The organism is Candidatus Woesearchaeota archaeon, from assembly GCA_016188115.1.
Lineage (GTDB): Archaea > Nanobdellota > Nanobdellia > Woesearchaeales > GW2011-AR9 > JACPIK01.
This window is the reverse complement of sequence record JACPIK010000002.1, coordinates 1,426,783-1,442,491: the sequence shown is the minus strand read 5'-3', so window position 1 is coordinate 1,442,491 and position 15,709 is coordinate 1,426,783. Positions and strand designations below refer to the sequence as shown.

The following is a 15,709-nucleotide window of genomic DNA, read 5'->3' as shown; positions in this document are numbered from 1 at the left end:
TTTTATGGTAACTTTAATAGTGAGATATTAGTTAACTAACTAAACATTTTTAACCTCTTTTCTCTTTTAGTAGTGTATGCAAATGGAATTCGACCTGCAGAAATCTGTAGATGAAAATGCAGGAATTTATTTTGATCTCGCGAAAAAATCAAAGAAGAAGATTTTAGGCGCACAAGCAATCATCCTAGATACGCAGAAAAAATTGGAGAAATTACGAACTGAAGAAGCGAAATTCTTTGCAGAAGAAGAGAAAAAACAATCCAAAGTTGTGCGCAAGAAAGAATGGTATGAGAAATTTCATTGGTTTTTTTCTTCAGAGAATTTTTTGTGTATTGGTGGTAAGGATGCAACCACTAATGAGATTATCATTAAGAAACATCTTGATAAAGAAGACATAGTACTTCATACGGAAGCACCAGGATCTCCATTTTTTGTAGTTAAGAATGGACAACAGGCAGGCGAGAAGACAATTCAAGAGACAGCGCAAGCGGTTGCCGTTTTCTCGAAAGCGTGGAAATTAGGATTAGGTGCTGCAGAGGTGTTTAGTGTTAAACCTGATCAGGTAAGTAAAGAGGCAAAACCCGGAGAATATATGAGTAAAGGAAGCTTTATGATCTATGGAAAGCGTGAATTTTACCATCCTAAAATGGAGTATGCGATAGGTAATGTAGAGGGACAGGTTGTTGGCGGTCCGGTGCAAGCAGTTGCCGCAAAAACAGACAAGTATGTAGTTTTGGTTTCAGGTAAAGAGAAGAAAAGTGATACTGGAAAAAAAATTAAGAATAAATTAGGGCTGACAGATTTAGATGAGATTATGAGCTTTGTGCCAAGCGGTGGGGCCGAGATTCGAAAGTAAATCTTTTTGGACAAACTATATCTTCTCATAACCTTTTTAAAGAAAGGCAGGTTTTGCTTACCTATTGCCCTCGTAGTCTAGCTTGGACAACCTTTTAGGCAAGCTAAAAGTTTGATCAAAAGTTGAAGCAAATAGGACACGAGCTTGCGGTGTAAGAAAACTCATGTTTAGAGTTTCTTGATACAAAAAGCTTGGAACCGCGGTTCAAATCCGCGCGGGGGCGCTTTTCTTCCATGAGCAATAGATTATGTCTTTCTATAATTATATAAATTAAAAGGAAATCTTTCTTGTATGCGTGAGAGACATGTTTTAGAAAAGATCTTTACGATTGTTCCGGAAATCAAGACAGGAATTCTCAAAGGGTTTAGTATTGCATTTTTCTATGAGTCAGTAAAATTTGTTCCGGTTATTTTTCTTCGAGAAATTGTGGATCATCTTACAACAGATGCTACAGATACAAGCAGATTGATCTTATTTTTTAGTGGTATAGTGACCTCTTATATTATTTTAGGAGTCATTGATTATTTTGCCAAGAATGCAGAGTGGGAATGGGGATTAACATATGAAACACTGATTCTTAAACGTATTAAGAAAAAGCTATTGGAACTACATCTTGGGTTTCATGAACAATATAATACGGGCTCGCAGGTATCAAAAATTGTCAAAGGAAGCCAGAAACTCTCGGAATTAGTGTGGTTTACGTTTAATGAGTTTATTCCTACACTCATGCAGATGTTTTTAACGGTACTATTGCTTTTTTATGTTAAGTGGGAAATTGGATTAATTTTTATGGTGTTTACACCCATTTTAATTTTTATTACGATTTATGCGTCGCAAAAAGTACAACCGTTTCGAAAGCAGTATCACCGTGACTTTGAGGATGCGACGGGAGAATTAGGAGAAAGTCTGTTTAATATTACCACGGTGAAAGATTATGGACAAGAACATCGTCAGCTCTCAACATTTAACAAATTATTAGATAGCTATTTTGATAATGGGATTAAACGTCAAGTCCATTCACAGAGATATCTTTTTGGAAGGGATATGATTATTACTTTCGGTCGCGGGGCAACTTTAGGAGTTGCCATGTGGATGGTTTTAAAGGGAAGCATTAGTACAGGAACAGTAGTGTTAGTATATACTCTTACAGAGAGAGCATTTCTCTCCACATTTCGTATTGGTCGATTGTATAATTATTTAGAAGATGCAGTCGAATCTATTGATAGATTAGTAGGAATTTATGAACAAAAACCGGCGATTGCAAATGTCACGAAAGCACAACAAGTGACACGTGTGGAAGGTCAAGTTCATTTTGATAAAGTATCTTTCTCGTATGCTGAAGGAGAGCAAGTTCTTCATGATATTTCTTTAATGATTAAACCTAAGCAGGTTGTCGCATTAGTCGGTCGATCAGGATCAGGTAAGACTACCTTAGTGCGATTGTTATTACGACATTATGATGTGACAAAGGGCGCAATTAAAATTGATGATACAGATTTGCGAAATCTTTCTATTGAAGAGTATAAAAAAAATATCGCGATAGTTTCACAAAATGTAGAAATTTTTAATAAAACCATTCAAGAAAATATTGCATTTGCTAAACCTACTGCGTCGCTTAAAGAGGTTATTGCAGCTGCTAAGAAAGCTCATGCTCATGAATTTATTGCAGGATTTCCCAAAGGTTATGATACTGTTGTTGGAGAGAAAGGGATTCGTTTGTCTGGTGGTCAAAAACAACGCGTGTCGATTGCTCGCGCATTGTTGAAAAATCCAGAGATTTATATTTTTGATGAGGCAACATCCTCACTTGATTCGGAGTCGGAGAGAGCCATTCAGAAATCGATCTTTTCTATTGCTGGAAAGAAGACAACGATTATCATTGCCCACCGATTATCCACTATTAGACATGCCGATATGATTATCGTTATGGATGCTGGCAGGATTGTTGAGAAAGGAACGTATGCAGAGTTATTAAAAAAGAAAGGCGCGTTTGCTCGGATGGTATCGATGCAAAATGTGGCAGAGTTAAGGGAGTAGAAAAAAATCTAGGGAAGTACCAACCATGGAACCGTCCACGGTTTTGCACACAAATATCTCAAATCAATCCCCTCATTGCCTGATAAACTAAACCCTTCTTCTGGCACAAAATACGCCCCTATTTTTCTCAACAGATGTTCCGAATTAATTCTTACTAAACCACCATTGTTTAAAGCACCAAAGATTTTTTGTAACAAATAATCTACCCCCGAAAAATAATGGGAGCTATCTAACAATCTTTCTGGGAGAAATTCGTTTGAGAATACATCCATACCCCTAGGTCTAAATCCTGGACTCACTGTCTTTTGCCTATTGAAACTAATTAGATGTGTCGTGCTTACAATATCATATCCTAGCCCAATTTCCTCCCACGTTTCCTCCTCTAATAAGTCTCCCTCAATAAATCTCCACCCAGTTGCTCTTTTTCCAAGGGGAACTAAATCTACTCCAGTTACATCAGTCCATCCTCGTTTTACCAAGGATTCTACATCATGAGGAGCACACATATTTTCCTCTGCCCGCCGGTGTGCCTGCGTGTACGAACCACAACCTAATTCAAGCCATCGCGCATGAGGGTTGTATGCAAAATAATTTTCTAATTCGTCAAAAATAGAACCAGTATAGGCTCTTTCATTTCTAGCGGGAGTAGTACGTTGTTTACGAACGAAGTCTAAATATTGAGAAGCGTTCATGATAACTAAAAAAAGAGATCTAATTAAAAAGATTCTATTAAGAAAAATAAATTTAAAACCTACATCAAACTAAACGACTTAAATGCAGGCAAGTCTGCGCCACAATACGGACAGCGAGCAGGAATTTTCTTGACAGGATCATACTTAAATTGATATTTACAGACAGGGCAGCGGCACATGTAATGATCTGCGCCAGGAACACGAGTATATGCATTAAGAGTAGGACTTTCCTTTTTCTTCGCTGCCATTTTTTCGAGATACTCGTCCTCTTTATCCCACCCAGGAGGCATTTTCTTTTGCGCTTCTTCTTTCTCTTTAGCTTCATCGGCAGGTTTCTTTTTGCCACTAAAACAGTTAGGACAGACCATTTGCCGTAATTCAAAATGAAGTTTAAATTGTTCTGGTGGAGCAAATTGACCACACACGCGACATTTTGCTTTAATAGGCATCGACATAGAAAAATGGAGAGAGGAGGTTGCTTTTATACTTTTGGCTTTCACTTGGGAGAGGTAAATTGGATTTAAATAGAGGAAAAGAGATATTACATACTATGAATCCATTTTGGGAGAAAGTAGAACAGAAAAACGCAAAACTTATTCCTTATGCTATTGTTGTACTTGCAGCAATTATTATCTATGAAGTTTTCTTTCATATTGAAAATCATACTCTTAATTTTGCCGTTGAGATCATCGATGGGATTATTATTGCTATTTTTGTCATTGATCTTATTTTTCTTGCTATTCGTGCCAAGAGCACTGCCTATTTCTTTAAAAATTACTGGCTGGATATTTTGGCAGTTTTACCGCTAGGGCTTATGTTTCGAGGTATTGGATTTTTGTTTGGAGGAATTCAGGCAACACGAGGAGTAATATTAGGTCAGGACTTACTACATGAAGGACTCGAGGCGCGAAAAGAGATAGCTTTGGTTGCACGAGAGGAAAAGATTGTTGAAGCTGCAACTAAGGCAGGACGAGGAACACGTATTTTCGCACGAATTGCCCGAGTTCTTTCCAAAACACGTTTGTTTAAACATTTTGTTACGGTTGATTCTTTAGCAGAATTAAATGAAAAGCGTGGAGTGGTAACGCGCAAAGCAAAGCGAAAATGGAAAAGAGCATCTACTAAGTTGACTACATTAACTAGACTATCTTCAAATCTTCAACGCCGTTAATACGCGAAGCAACATATGCACTTTCGAGAAGTACTTTGATTTGATCTTCAAGAAGAGGATAACGAACTGCAATGTGAGCAACAAGTTTGCCATCTTCTTCTACATTCTCTTTATGTTTAGCGCAAAATGCGGTAGCTGCTTCTTTCATGTGTGTAGGTGGACCTTGGATACGTTGAGTTGCAGGTTGTTTATTTTTTTTGAGAATAAAATAAAATAATGCATTCTTCCCATTAGACCATTCCCAATCGGTTTCAACGATCCCAAATGGTTCAAGATGTTGCGCAATATATTCATGCGTTTTCATCATTTTTGCGCCAACTACATCAATTTTACCTTCTAACGGAATCACATGGAAACAAAGCAGTTTATTTTTTCCTGCTTTGATTTTGAGAGAATCAACTGAGAAAGGAAATAGAGTAAAGAATGAAGTATCTGGATTTTTGAGATATTTAGTTGCTGCCACTTTTAAACGCTGCCAACGTGACATGTTGAGCGCTGCGGCAGCATTACGATTCTTATCTACTGGATCAATTACAATGAGAGGACAACGCATTTTGGAAGAGTTTAGATTAAATCGCGCCATACCCTTGGCGTAGAATTGAGTGGGATCAATTACTTGTCCCTCTTTCCATTTGGTGACAGCTTGAACAAATTTTTCGAATGAACCATAATGAATGACGAGGATCTCAACAACATAACCACTTACACCCCCAATATAAGATTCTGCGCCATAGACTCGTTGCGCTTTGCAGAACTGTTTGGCAAGACGAATATCATCAACAAGATTTTTACCCTGATCTTTAACCCATGCTACATGCAGGGGCGATACATCTGTGATGTTACAGGCTTGAGATGCTTTAGTGATTTCTATAATGGGAACAACTTCAATCAGGTAATGGTGATATTGAAATTGAAAATAGTCACGACTACCATGGAGACGTTGGATAGGGATATCAGGAAATGATTTATGAAGGGACTTTTCTACTAAGTCTGAGAGAACTGCTGATTTTTCATGATATTGTTCGTAGGGAAACGCTACAAAGATGTCAATATCTGCGCTGGTTGCAAGCCAAGTATCTTTCGCACCACTTCCCCCTAATCTGGCATGAGCAGAGGGACTAACGGCGTTTATTTTATCACAAACAATGGATGCAGTTTCATAGAAGAGTTTACGCTGTGAGGTAGTAGGTTGTATGTTCTTTAATATAGATTTTGTATCCACGGTATAGGGTAAAAAAGACCCCGCGTATATAAAGTTTAGCGAGCATAAAATAAATTTATACACAAGATTTTTATAGTAGTGTTGGTGCCAAAATTTTATGACAGGTATCTTACGAGTTCCAATTGAATGTTCTATGTGTGGCACTATGGTTGAACCAGCATCAGCATTACTTCTTCCAGGTAAAGAAAAGAAATATGTGTGTTATGGTTGCCACAAAAAAACTCAAGAACGCAGTGCCCAAAAACAAGCAGAAGGCAAAATTAGCTATAATTGCGACCGTTGCCACTACAAGTTTAAATCTTATACTCCTAGTTGCCCTTATTGTAATAAAGGAGATAAAGTGCGCAGCGCCGTTGTGAGTGTGCATGATCTACTCGAATGATCAGACAATATCGTTTTTCGGTTAAGTTCTACTTAGGAATTTTTCTGATTATTTTGAGCTTTATTATTGGAAAGGTCACTACGTTTCTCTTTTTTCTCCATTTTGATGATGTAGCACTTCGCTACGCTTCTTTGATAATTTACTTTGTAAGTTGGCCGCTATTGTTTTTAGGTGTTTGGTGGGTTGGAAAAGAATATAGTGATGCAGTGCGACGATATGTGTCATATCAATTTTATCAAGAATCAGTCAAAAAAGGAACTCAAAAAGCGGTTGAAAAAACAAAGCAGTTTCATCGGGCTGTGGGTGCAAGGATACAAAAGATTAAAGGAAGAGTAAAAGAGAAACGAGATTCAAAAAAAGAAAAAGTTTGATTTTAGTAGATAATATTATTTCTGGTCTTCTCTGCTACGTAAATAATTATTGATGATTAATGCCACAATAATCACAGAAACGAGATGTCCAACCAGTGCATCAAAGATGGCAGCAAATTTCATTAGACCCATGGGGCAGATATCGCCGTAACCTACAGTGAAATAGGTCACTGCAGAAAAATAGAAAAAATCGTGTGAGGCAAGAGGGTCTTGATCAACCAGTAAGGTATCAAATTGGTCTGAGCAACTTCCATATTTGAGATAACCCAATCCGGTTAATTCTATAACACTAAAAATTGTTGAAAAAACGAGGATTATAACAATAACAAAAAAGACATACGCCCACAATAAAGAGAACACGTTCTTGGGGCTCATAAGATGTTTCCATTTTCGATGAAGGATGTAGATTATAGCTAAAACAAAGTAGATGGCAATGCCGATGTTTACGATAGTGGTGAGTGTTCTTAGGAAAAAATTACTGGGAAAATATTTAGAAACAAGAGTAAGAACATAATTTAAGATTATAAAAAATATAAATTTTATTACAGGATGACTAAAAAGCAATAATTTAAGCTTTGTTTCAGTATATGTTTTTATCTGTCCTGAATGGTCTAAAAATGCCATTGTCTTCGCTTACAAATTTATTGCAATTCTCGTTTAAGCGCATTAAACGCATTACTAATTTTCTTAAACATTTCAGTGTCTCCCGTAGGGGCATCGGGGTGATACTGTTTAGCAAGAGCTTTGTATTTTTTAGTAATAATCTCAAAGTCAATGCAGTTTGGTTCAACGCCTAAAACTTCACGCGCTTCTTTGCGGGTTTTATCAATGTCTTTTTTCTCGGTGAATGTAGAAATGAAATCTTCAAATGGTTTAACACCTTCTAGAAGAAGAGCTACTTCTTTTTCAATAACTTTGAGCACAACGGCGAGATTTTCAGCGTATTTTGGTTGAGATTGATGACTATATTGCATTAAATATCCTTCAGCATACCAACGGGCAGATGCTTGACCTGCCATTCGAGCATTAGGTTGCACGTCTATGTCAACATCGTTTTCGGTAACGCCGATTTTTTTGAGTGCAGCAATAATACTGTTTTTAAATTGGATAGCACGACGATCATACGAATCGCGAATTGGAGATAGATTAAATTCATGTCCTTTGGTTTTGATTAATGTCATTTTGATTACCTATGGGTGTTCTCGTACGACACTTTGGTCGACGATGAATATTTTGTTCTCAACTGTAATTTTATCGCCAACAACGAGTTTTTTGCGATTTTGCGTTTCAATAACACCATTGAGTTTAACAACGCCAGAGCGGATGATGATTTTCACTTGTCCTCCTGTTGATGCAACATTGTTGATCTTTAGGAAGTCATTGAGCTCAATGTATTGAGACATTTTAATCACCGGGAGGGGGCGTATTTATAACTCTTGCGTAGAAATTAAGAAAATGAGCGCCAGTGGCCGGACTTTCATAACCAGTTAGGCTTGTTTTGGTCAAGCTTTTTTCTAAAAGGTTGTTTTGAACCGACAATCCCAGAGGGACAGGTTATGTTGGATAGTTCTTTCAAGACCTGCGCAATATTCCTCAGCAGTTTGCTGCTTCCGAGTTATGCGACACTGGCGTCAAGAGGGTTGTTTTTAGAGCTGTTTATAAAATTTTATATCTAAGTGAGCCAAATTACTTTCATGGATCTTGAAAGAGTTAGAAAAGTTGCTTTGACGGTTCGTAAAGACTTTGAGCAGGGCACCATTAATTCTAATGAATTACGTGATTTATACCAACAATATACCTGCATTGAAGATATTGAGTTATTTCTTCTCAGAGCACAAGAATTATTTCCTACACTTAATTGTGGATTAGCAACAGTATATTTGCAGAAGAAATTAGGAGGAAAGATAGTTCAGGGAAGATACAGAGAATATAACCATACTTTTCTTCTATTAGATAATCTACTTCTGGTTGATATTACTTCAGATCAATATGGTGGTCCGGAGGTATATGTGGGATCTTTGATATATCCTTGGCGGATTAAAAGAAATTTAACAATTACACTTTAAATCGAAATAACTTCGCAGGACGGTGTGACACGTCAGTTTCTATTTTATCTGTTTCTTCTACAATTTCAGCTGCAATCATTCTCTTTCGAAAATTCCTATTATCATATGATTGCTGTTCAATAAGTTCATAAACTAGCTGAAGAGAATTAAGAGCAAAAAAAGGAGGAAGAATGTGTTTTAGGAGTGCGGGAGAAATATTTAATTTGAGAAATTCCAAAGCTTTTTGAATCATCTCTTTGTGATCAAACGCTAAAGAAGGCAAATTTTTTATTAGATGAAATTCAGTAATATTAGGAATAGTGCTTTGTTCAAGAAGACAAATAAAACCAATGGAAATTGTACGCTCACGCACATCACGTTCAGGATCGGTAAATGTATGAAATTGTGTTAATATTGGATTTTTATAGCTAGTTAGTTCGCGCAATTTTCGAATAACTGTATCTTCAGCTTTCTCTGTTGGTTGTAAAAGTCCGCCTGGAAGTTCATACTTTCCTTTAAAAGGTTCTTTTTCACGTTTTACAAGAAATACTTTAAGCTGATTTTGATGAATCGTAATTATTACAGGATCAACTGCTACTCGTGCGTGTTCGTATTGAACCATGTTGGGTTTATTTCTAGGGAGTTTATAAATTTACGTCCCCTGTACGCCAACTTAACGTACTTTTTACACAAAGTTTATATATTAACGTACTTTCTACGCTAAGTAGGGTGAAGATGTGGAGGTAAAAAAATGACATATTTTGTTTTGTTCAAACGAGATTTGAATGGAGAAAAAATGGAAAAATGTAAAGGAAGAATGATGTATGATGCATTGAGAACATTTGATGAGAAAGAAGAGGCAACGGCTTTTGCTCTTTCAAATCTTCAAGACACGCCAATCTTAGCAAGAAACGTGAGAAAAGCAAATGATTTTGATCCAAATGGAGAATACATTGTTGCTGCATATTTTGCAAGTAAGTACTCAAGCTCCTCATATGATGGGAGTAGCGACTCTGTCCCTACACATGAAGTAGTAAGAACTAACTTAGTAGGGCTAGAAGATGTGGTAAATAGAATCGCAACAGAGAAACCACAAAAAGTTTTCCTTGGGATTGAGGAGAAACTGTTCCCCTCCGTTTTAGATACCATACATAGTATTAATCAGGGGTATTCAAATGGTTGCTCTTGAATATTGCGCAGATGTGATCGCTTTGTACCAAGATAAAATTGTATGCATAGAGAGACTCAACTATCCTTCAGGTTATGCGTTACCCGGAGGAAGACGGGAGTATCTTTCAGGATTATCTGGACTGAAACTAAAATTAGAATCTGTTGAAGAGTGCGCGCTTCGTGAATTTAGAAAAGAAACTGGTCTTGAGCTAGTTATAACAGGAGAATTAGGGATATACGATTCTCCAGATAGAGACCCGCGTGGACCAAAGATTTCAACAGCAGTATATGGGTCTGCAAGTGGTAGTATCAAAGATGAAGCAGGTAAAACAAGAGTAATGCTATTAGGTTTAGATGAAATCAAGATAGAAAAAAATAAATTTGTGTTCGACCATTATCAGATTATGCAAGACTACATGCGATTAACTTCAACAAATAAGTCATAGTCTTTTCTCTTCTTGATCCCTGAAAAGTTTATATACCTTCAACTTGGCACTAGTAGTTATGGATTTGCCTCATCTTTACCAAACGCAGATTTCTCTTACAGATTGGTTTGAGCAGATCAAACACTCAAAAGCACAAAAATTACGAGTTGAGGATAATGAGAAGCGAGAACGGCTTCGGGTTTTAAATGAATTAATAGGATTGCCGTTTGATAAACCCTATCAATTCAGTGCTCTTGATATTGATCAGAATAGTTTGGCATTTCAGAAATTTGTCGCTGAGCATGGAACAGAATTATGTGCATTAAGACTTATGCCTACTGACCCTGCGTTGCCAAAATTACGCACACGTGGACAGACAATATCAAATTCCATTTCTTGGTTCAACCAACAACAAATTGATCCTACAAAATATCGAGCAGATTTTGTTCCTCATCCAGAAACCTCATTGTGGTCCACGATTTTTATTGTGAATTCAAAGGGTATTTTTGGTGAAATTGTCAAAGGAGGACATCATCAGCTTACACAAGGGTTTCATGATTCACAGCAACCTATTGTTTTTTCCTACGATTTAAAACAATTAAAATTAAGTCAACCTGATCTTGATGCACAACACCAAATCGAAGAGATACTCAGGTTAATCAGTGTCAATGATGAAGTAACAAGAAAGAAAATTACCCACACACTCAACGCAAAATTCTTCGAGGATTACCTTCAAGGCTATTTCGAGACCTCAACTTCTAATGAATTTGGTACTTGGTTTATCGATTACAATACTACTTTAGCTGAAATGTACAACCTGTTTATGCCCGTTATTACTTCTTCTCGTTCGAGCTCGTTGCTTCAGGGACAAAGTGCGCATGTAGGAGTGGTACAAGGTAAGGCGAAGGTAATACATTCGCATACTGACAATAAAAATCTTGAGAAAGGAGATATATTAGTTTGTCCTATGACCACACCAGCTCACGTCATGTTGATGCAACAATCAGTTGGTATTATTACCGATCAAGGAGGGATATTAAGTCATGCCGCAATCGTTGCAAGAGAATTAGGCAAACCCTGTGTCGTTGGGACCAAGAATGCCACGACATTGCTTCAGGACGGTGATCTTATTGAACTAGATGCAACAAATGGGGTTGTGAGAAGACTTTAAAGCCACTCATTTTTCTCGTAAGATTTTTATAGAATTAGACGCACCCTATACTATGGAGTTCTCACAACGAGGGAATATAATTTATCAGCGAATTCTACGTGACCCACAAGTATTATTGCGTCTTAAAGGCCTTCGATCGTATCATCCAGATAGCTATAGGCACGTTGTACGAACAGGTAGATTTGCGATTCATCTTGGTGAACAGATGGGGCTTGATGATGCTCGCTTGCTGGGGTTAGGATATGGAGGAGCACTGCATGACATTGGTAAACTAGGAGTTTCGCATTGTATACTTGCTAAACCTGGCCCTCTTAATGATGAGGAATATGGAAGAATGAGAGAGCATCCGCGAATCGGGTTTAATGAATTAGGTGATTTTAGTATTGCGCAAGTACCTTTGATGGTCGTTGCACATCATGAATTCCAATCACGATCTTATCCACGAGGACGACAACGACGTGAAATGGAGAGACGATTACGGGCAGTTATGATGCCTAGGAATTATCATCGTTATCATCGAAGTGTAGATCCCCAAGAAGTCGAACGCTATTCTTTTATGACAAGTGTTCCTCACATGACTGGGTGGGATTATCGTCGGGGTGTGGAACGCCGAACCCGTGAGCGCCGTGAGATGAACTTAGAGATTATAACTGATGCACAAATCATTGCAGCCGCTGATGAATATGATGCATTGTCATGTCGACGTGGGTATAAAGAACCGTTTCCAGCAGATAAAGTACGTCGAATTATGAGAGAAGATTACAAAGGACCAATACAATATATTGATCTGCTGCTTGCGTAAAATTCCTAACAAATTTTATATACGTTTGATCTTTAAACCTATCATGGATGAGTACACTTTCAAAGAACATAACTTTCTTTTCTTAATTGCAGTGTTTTCTGGATTGCTTTCCGCTTTGTTTTTTGTCTTATATGAAGAGTTAAAACCTCAAATAAACGGGCTTTGGAGTTTATTGGGGGTATGTTTATTGGTAACTCTTTTTTATTATATCTTAACTGTCTTAATCACCTACCCTATTTTTAAGAAATTAAACAACAAAAGAAAAAAATGAAAGAATCTAAGAAAGATAACGAATTGGAAAATTTGATAGAAGGGGGGATAGATTCCATAATTAAAACCAAGCGAAAAGAATACTTTCCTTTTAGATTAGTTGAAAAGATAAAAGACTTTTTGAAAATAAATCCTTCAACTGCAGAGGGTTGGTTTCAAAAAGGGCTTAAGTTAAAATTAATGGGTAGATTTCATAACGATACCTATTGTTTTGAAAAATCAATTTTATTGAATCACTATAATGCATTTGCCTGGTTTGAACTTGCAGATAATGGAAAGATTTTTTTCAATAAGAATTCAGATCTTTATTATAAAATAGCAAGAGCAATTAATCCAGACATTGACAAAATAAGAGAAGAAACACTCCTAAATAATAATCAGGAATATTTACAAGAAAATAGAAAAATTCACGCAGTAATTGATCGTTCAGGAGTAAAAAAATGAAGATCAAAGTATGATTTAACGTATCCGTATTACTTCTAAATTCTTTGGAGCCACCGTTTCTATTCGGAATGTTTTGTGAATTGAACTTGCAAAATCAAGGCATCGCGAACTCTCTCCATTGACAACAATGATTTTGCGCGGCTGGGGATTACATCTCTTTACATAATTAAGCAATTGTCGGCGATCGGAATGGTTAGTGATCTCTACTTTTTGAACTTCCATTTTAACTTCTTTGACGACTTGTTTCCCTGCTTGGGAGAAACCAATTTCACGTTCACCTTCACGAACGCGATGGCCAAAGCTGCCGGGAGCTTGGTAACAAGTAAAGATCAAAGTATGTTTTGGATTGGAACATAATTCCCTAAAGTATTCCATAGATGGCCCACCAGTAAGCATTCCTGAGGTTGCCATGATAATGCAAGATTCTTCACTTTCTAAGACTGCTTGACGTTCTTTTGGTGAACCAATTGGCTTGAAAATAGGGGATAAGAAAGGATTATTTTCTTGATGAAATATTTGTTGACGAAGATTGCGGCTGAGATATTCTGGATAAGCAGTGTGAATAGCCGTGATATCCCAGAGCATCCCATCAATATAGACTGGCGCCTCAGGAATTAATTTTTCGCGCATAGCACGTTCAACAATAACCATGATTTCTTGTGTTCGACCTGAACCAAGAACAGGTAAGAGAACTTTACCACCTCGCGCAAATGTATCGCGAATGATTTTAACCATGTACTCATCTGCTTCTTGTTCATTCATAGTGTTGTCTTTACCACCATAGGTTGATTCAATCATCAATGTCTCAACACGAGGAAATTGTGTGTTGGCAGGTTCTAAAACATTGGTACGAGCATACTTTATATCGCCAGTATAAACAAAGTTGTGCAGACCGTTGCCAATATTGAGATGAACGATAGCACTGCCAAGGATATGACCGGAGTTGTAAAAGGTTAATCGTACATCAGGTGTAATATCAGCGACTTCATCAAAATCTAAACAAATGCTATGAAGCACCATTTGACGCACTTCATCACTGGTGTAGATTGGTTCTTTTCCTTCATTGCGTTGTATTTTAATCATATCAAGTTGAAGAAGAGCCATTACATCGCGAGTAGGATATGTACAATATACTGGACCTTGATAACCATATTTGAATAGATAGGGAACGAGACCGGAATGATCGAGATGGGAGTGAGCAATAATAACAGCATCGATTTCACTGATGTTAAATTCTGGCGCATCAAGATAAGGGTAGGTTTCTGGACCTTCTTCTCCCGGATCAATACCACAATCTAGTAAAACTCTTGATTCAGGAGTTTGGAGTAAGAAACAGGCGCGACCGACTTGGCGAGCAGCTCCTAAGCAGGAGAGCCTAACCCATTCATGTTTTTTCTCACGCAACCAACCATCATAAATACGATGACCAGTACGATCGAGAAATTTTTTACGTTCGGCTGCATTTTCATAGAGAACAGAACGAATGTTTTCAATAACTTTGGAACGGATAGGAGGAACACGTTTGATGTGAGGGATCCAAAATGTTTTATTGGCGACGTCACGGAGAAGTTCTCCTTGTTTACCAATTACAAGACCTGGTTTTTCAGCGTGAATTATGACTTGAGAACGAGGAGGGTCGAAGATGAACTCTTTAATACCTGCTTCTTCAGGAATAATTTTCGCGATTTCTTTTTTGGCGATTTCTTGATCGATGCAAAGAGAGGGATCAGGGCGAAGTTCGATACGCTTCTTAAACTCTGAAACGGCTTTACGAATAGTTCCTTCATTGTCGCGGAAGTACTCTTTATTTTTAGTATAAAGAACAATGTTTGCCCCTTCAAATGCGGCATCAGCAATAGTTCCTTCTGGTAAAACTTTAATTACTTCTTTTAAAATATCGGCCATATGTGCACCTTTAGTAAATTACGTTAATCTAATTTAAATTTAATTCTAATTGTGAAAGTTAATATTAGCAATGTATACTATAAAAGAAGAAATAAGAAACTTAGAGAGTAACCTCAACTTCTTTTTGCATAACACGCTTAATTTCTTTTTCAGTGACTATAATAACATCTATACCATTTCCTGAAGCACTATCGCGGTTAAGAGCAGTATTGACTGCTTTCACTGCGAGTTTGACACCTTCTGCGGTTGACATATCTTTTCTGTACTGTGTTTCGAGAACTCCGTAGGCAAACACGGAACCAGATCCAGAGGAGATATAATCAGGAACATGAGTAACACTGCCATCAGGAAAAAGATCATAGAGATGAAGACCAGTGCTATCTCGTCCTGCAAGGACAAAATGAGCAACGGCAGGAAACATACTCATACGGCGTAGACTTGCATAGAGCATTCCACCAAGTAAATTTGCTGCTTCTTTGACTGTAGGAGATTTTAATGTACGCATCTCTTTGAGTTTGAGTTCTGCGCGAATAAGTTTGATGATTAATTGAGCTTCGGAAACACTTCCAGCAATTGTAGCGGCGAAATTATCAGAAAGAATATGGACTTTATCAGCACGTTTGTCAACGATCATGGTACCAGCGGTTGCACGCTTATCAGCAGCAAGAACAATACCATCTTTACAAACAATTCCTAATGTAGTTGTACCTGTTTTTAGTTGTTCAGTAGTCATAGTCGACTCCGAG

At 37.5% G+C, this 15,709-nt stretch carries 20 protein-coding genes and 1 tRNA gene; 12 read left to right on the top strand and 9 right to left on the bottom strand.

Annotated features, from left to right (window positions below):
- Positions 1 to 76: 76 nt before the first annotated feature.
- The 3 genes from HYV86_07775 (at position 77) to HYV86_07765 (ending at position 2,893) form a co-directional block, all read left to right on the top strand.
- On the top strand, positions 77 to 856 hold the full coding sequence (locus HYV86_07775) for a DUF814 domain-containing protein (protein MBI2573738.1): 780 nt from the start codon (positions 77 to 79) through the stop codon (positions 854 to 856).
- Positions 857 to 922: 66 nt separating this feature from the next.
- Positions 923 to 1,079 (top strand) — tRNA-Arg (locus HYV86_07770).
- Positions 1,080 to 1,147: 68 nt separating this feature from the next.
- Positions 1,148 to 2,893, top strand: coding sequence for an ABC transporter ATP-binding protein (locus tag HYV86_07765; GenBank protein MBI2573737.1), 1,746 nt, complete (start codon positions 1,148 to 1,150; stop codon positions 2,891 to 2,893).
- An 8-nt stretch (positions 2,894 to 2,901) separates the two neighbouring features.
- On the opposite strand, the gene HYV86_07760 is transcribed toward HYV86_07765, so the two are convergent.
- Positions 2,902 to 3,585 carry a hypothetical protein gene (locus HYV86_07760; GenBank protein ID MBI2573736.1) on the bottom strand — a complete coding sequence of 228 codons (684 nt, stop codon included), beginning with the start codon at positions 3,583 to 3,585 and terminating at the stop codon, positions 2,902 to 2,904.
- A gap of 59 nt (positions 3,586 to 3,644) precedes the next feature.
- The gene (locus HYV86_07755) at positions 3,645 to 4,040 is read right to left on the bottom strand and encodes a hypothetical protein (protein MBI2573735.1); all 396 of its coding nucleotides are present in this window, start codon (positions 4,038 to 4,040) and stop codon (positions 3,645 to 3,647) included.
- Positions 4,041 to 4,135: 95 nt separating this feature from the next.
- On the opposite strand from HYV86_07755, the gene HYV86_07750 reads away from it, so the two are divergent.
- A complete protein-coding gene (locus tag HYV86_07750; GenBank protein MBI2573734.1) occupies positions 4,136 to 4,756 on the top strand; it encodes a hypothetical protein in 621 nt (206 codons plus the stop codon).
- Here the strand turns inward: HYV86_07750 and HYV86_07745 are convergent.
- Positions 4,725 to 5,978: a hypothetical protein gene (locus HYV86_07745; protein ID MBI2573733.1), complete on the bottom strand. Its 1,254-nt coding sequence runs from the start codon at positions 5,976 to 5,978 to the stop codon at positions 4,725 to 4,727. The genes HYV86_07750 and HYV86_07745 overlap by 32 nt on opposite strands.
- A gap of 97 nt (positions 5,979 to 6,075) precedes the next feature.
- Here HYV86_07745 and HYV86_07740 point away from each other — a divergent pair, with 97 nt between their 5' ends.
- Both HYV86_07740 and HYV86_07735 read left to right on the top strand, forming a co-directional pair.
- A complete protein-coding gene (locus tag HYV86_07740; protein ID MBI2573732.1) occupies positions 6,076 to 6,360 on the top strand; it encodes a hypothetical protein in 285 nt (94 codons plus the stop codon).
- A complete protein-coding gene (locus HYV86_07735; GenBank protein MBI2573731.1) occupies positions 6,357 to 6,731 on the top strand; it encodes a hypothetical protein in 375 nt (124 codons plus the stop codon). Before HYV86_07740 ends, HYV86_07735 begins: the two co-directional genes overlap by 4 nt.
- A 15-nt stretch (positions 6,732 to 6,746) precedes the next feature.
- Here the strand turns inward: HYV86_07735 and HYV86_07730 are convergent, their stop codons facing one another.
- Genes HYV86_07730 through HYV86_07720 form a run of 3 tightly spaced genes read right to left on the bottom strand, consistent with a single transcriptional unit; the run spans position 6,747 to position 8,134 of the window.
- Positions 6,747 to 7,355: a hypothetical protein gene (locus tag HYV86_07730; protein ID MBI2573730.1), complete on the bottom strand. Its 609-nt coding sequence runs from the start codon at positions 7,353 to 7,355 to the stop codon at positions 6,747 to 6,749.
- Positions 7,356 to 7,372: 17 nt separating this feature from the next.
- The gene (locus HYV86_07725; GenBank protein MBI2573729.1) at positions 7,373 to 7,912 is read right to left on the bottom strand and encodes a DnaJ domain-containing protein; all 540 of its coding nucleotides are present in this window, start codon (positions 7,910 to 7,912) and stop codon (positions 7,373 to 7,375) included.
- 9 nt (positions 7,913 to 7,921) lie between these two features.
- Positions 7,922 to 8,134, bottom strand: a complete 213-nt coding sequence (locus HYV86_07720; GenBank protein ID MBI2573728.1) for an RNA-binding S4 domain-containing protein — start codon at positions 8,132 to 8,134, stop codon at positions 7,922 to 7,924.
- A gap of 291 nt (positions 8,135 to 8,425) precedes the next feature.
- Between HYV86_07720 and HYV86_07715 the strand changes: the two genes are divergently transcribed.
- Positions 8,426 to 8,797, top strand: a complete 372-nt coding sequence (locus HYV86_07715; protein MBI2573727.1) for a hypothetical protein — start codon at positions 8,426 to 8,428, stop codon at positions 8,795 to 8,797.
- Here the strand turns inward: HYV86_07715 and HYV86_07710 are convergent.
- Positions 8,787 to 9,398 (bottom strand): NUDIX hydrolase, encoded by a 612-nt coding sequence (locus HYV86_07710; GenBank protein ID MBI2573726.1) that lies wholly within the window; start codon positions 9,396 to 9,398, stop codon positions 8,787 to 8,789. The genes HYV86_07715 and HYV86_07710 overlap by 11 nt on opposite strands.
- A 129-nt stretch (positions 9,399 to 9,527) precedes the next feature.
- On the opposite strand from HYV86_07710, the gene HYV86_07705 reads away from it, so the two are divergent.
- From HYV86_07705 to HYV86_07685, 5 genes are all read left to right on the top strand, one after another.
- Positions 9,528 to 9,965 (top strand): hypothetical protein, encoded by a 438-nt coding sequence (locus tag HYV86_07705; GenBank protein ID MBI2573725.1) that lies wholly within the window; start codon positions 9,528 to 9,530, stop codon positions 9,963 to 9,965.
- On the top strand, positions 9,952 to 10,392 hold the full coding sequence (locus HYV86_07700) for an NUDIX hydrolase (GenBank protein ID MBI2573724.1): 441 nt from the start codon (positions 9,952 to 9,954) through the stop codon (positions 10,390 to 10,392). The genes HYV86_07705 and HYV86_07700 overlap by 14 nt, the downstream gene beginning before the upstream one ends.
- Positions 10,393 to 10,450: 58 nt before the next feature.
- Positions 10,451 to 11,542: a hypothetical protein gene (locus HYV86_07695; GenBank protein ID MBI2573723.1), complete on the top strand. Its 1,092-nt coding sequence runs from the start codon at positions 10,451 to 10,453 to the stop codon at positions 11,540 to 11,542.
- Positions 11,543 to 11,594: 52 nt separating this feature from the next.
- Positions 11,595 to 12,344, top strand: a complete 750-nt coding sequence (locus tag HYV86_07690) for an HD domain-containing protein (protein ID MBI2573722.1) — start codon at positions 11,595 to 11,597, stop codon at positions 12,342 to 12,344.
- 267 nt (positions 12,345 to 12,611) lie between these two features.
- Complete coding sequence (locus HYV86_07685) at positions 12,612 to 13,058, top strand: hypothetical protein (protein ID MBI2573721.1); 447 nt, start codon at positions 12,612 to 12,614, stop codon at positions 13,056 to 13,058.
- 15 nt (positions 13,059 to 13,073) lie between these two features.
- Here the strand turns inward: HYV86_07685 and HYV86_07680 are convergent, their stop codons facing one another.
- Together HYV86_07680 and HYV86_07675 are read right to left on the bottom strand one after the other, a co-directional pair.
- Complete coding sequence (locus HYV86_07680) at positions 13,074 to 14,963, bottom strand: beta-CASP ribonuclease aCPSF1 (GenBank protein ID MBI2573720.1); 1,890 nt, start codon at positions 14,961 to 14,963, stop codon at positions 13,074 to 13,076.
- A gap of 100 nt (positions 14,964 to 15,063) precedes the next feature.
- Positions 15,064 to 15,696 carry a proteasome subunit beta gene (locus tag HYV86_07675; protein MBI2573719.1) on the bottom strand — a complete coding sequence of 211 codons (633 nt, stop codon included), beginning with the start codon at positions 15,694 to 15,696 and terminating at the stop codon, positions 15,064 to 15,066.
- Positions 15,697 to 15,709 lie beyond the last annotated feature (13 nt).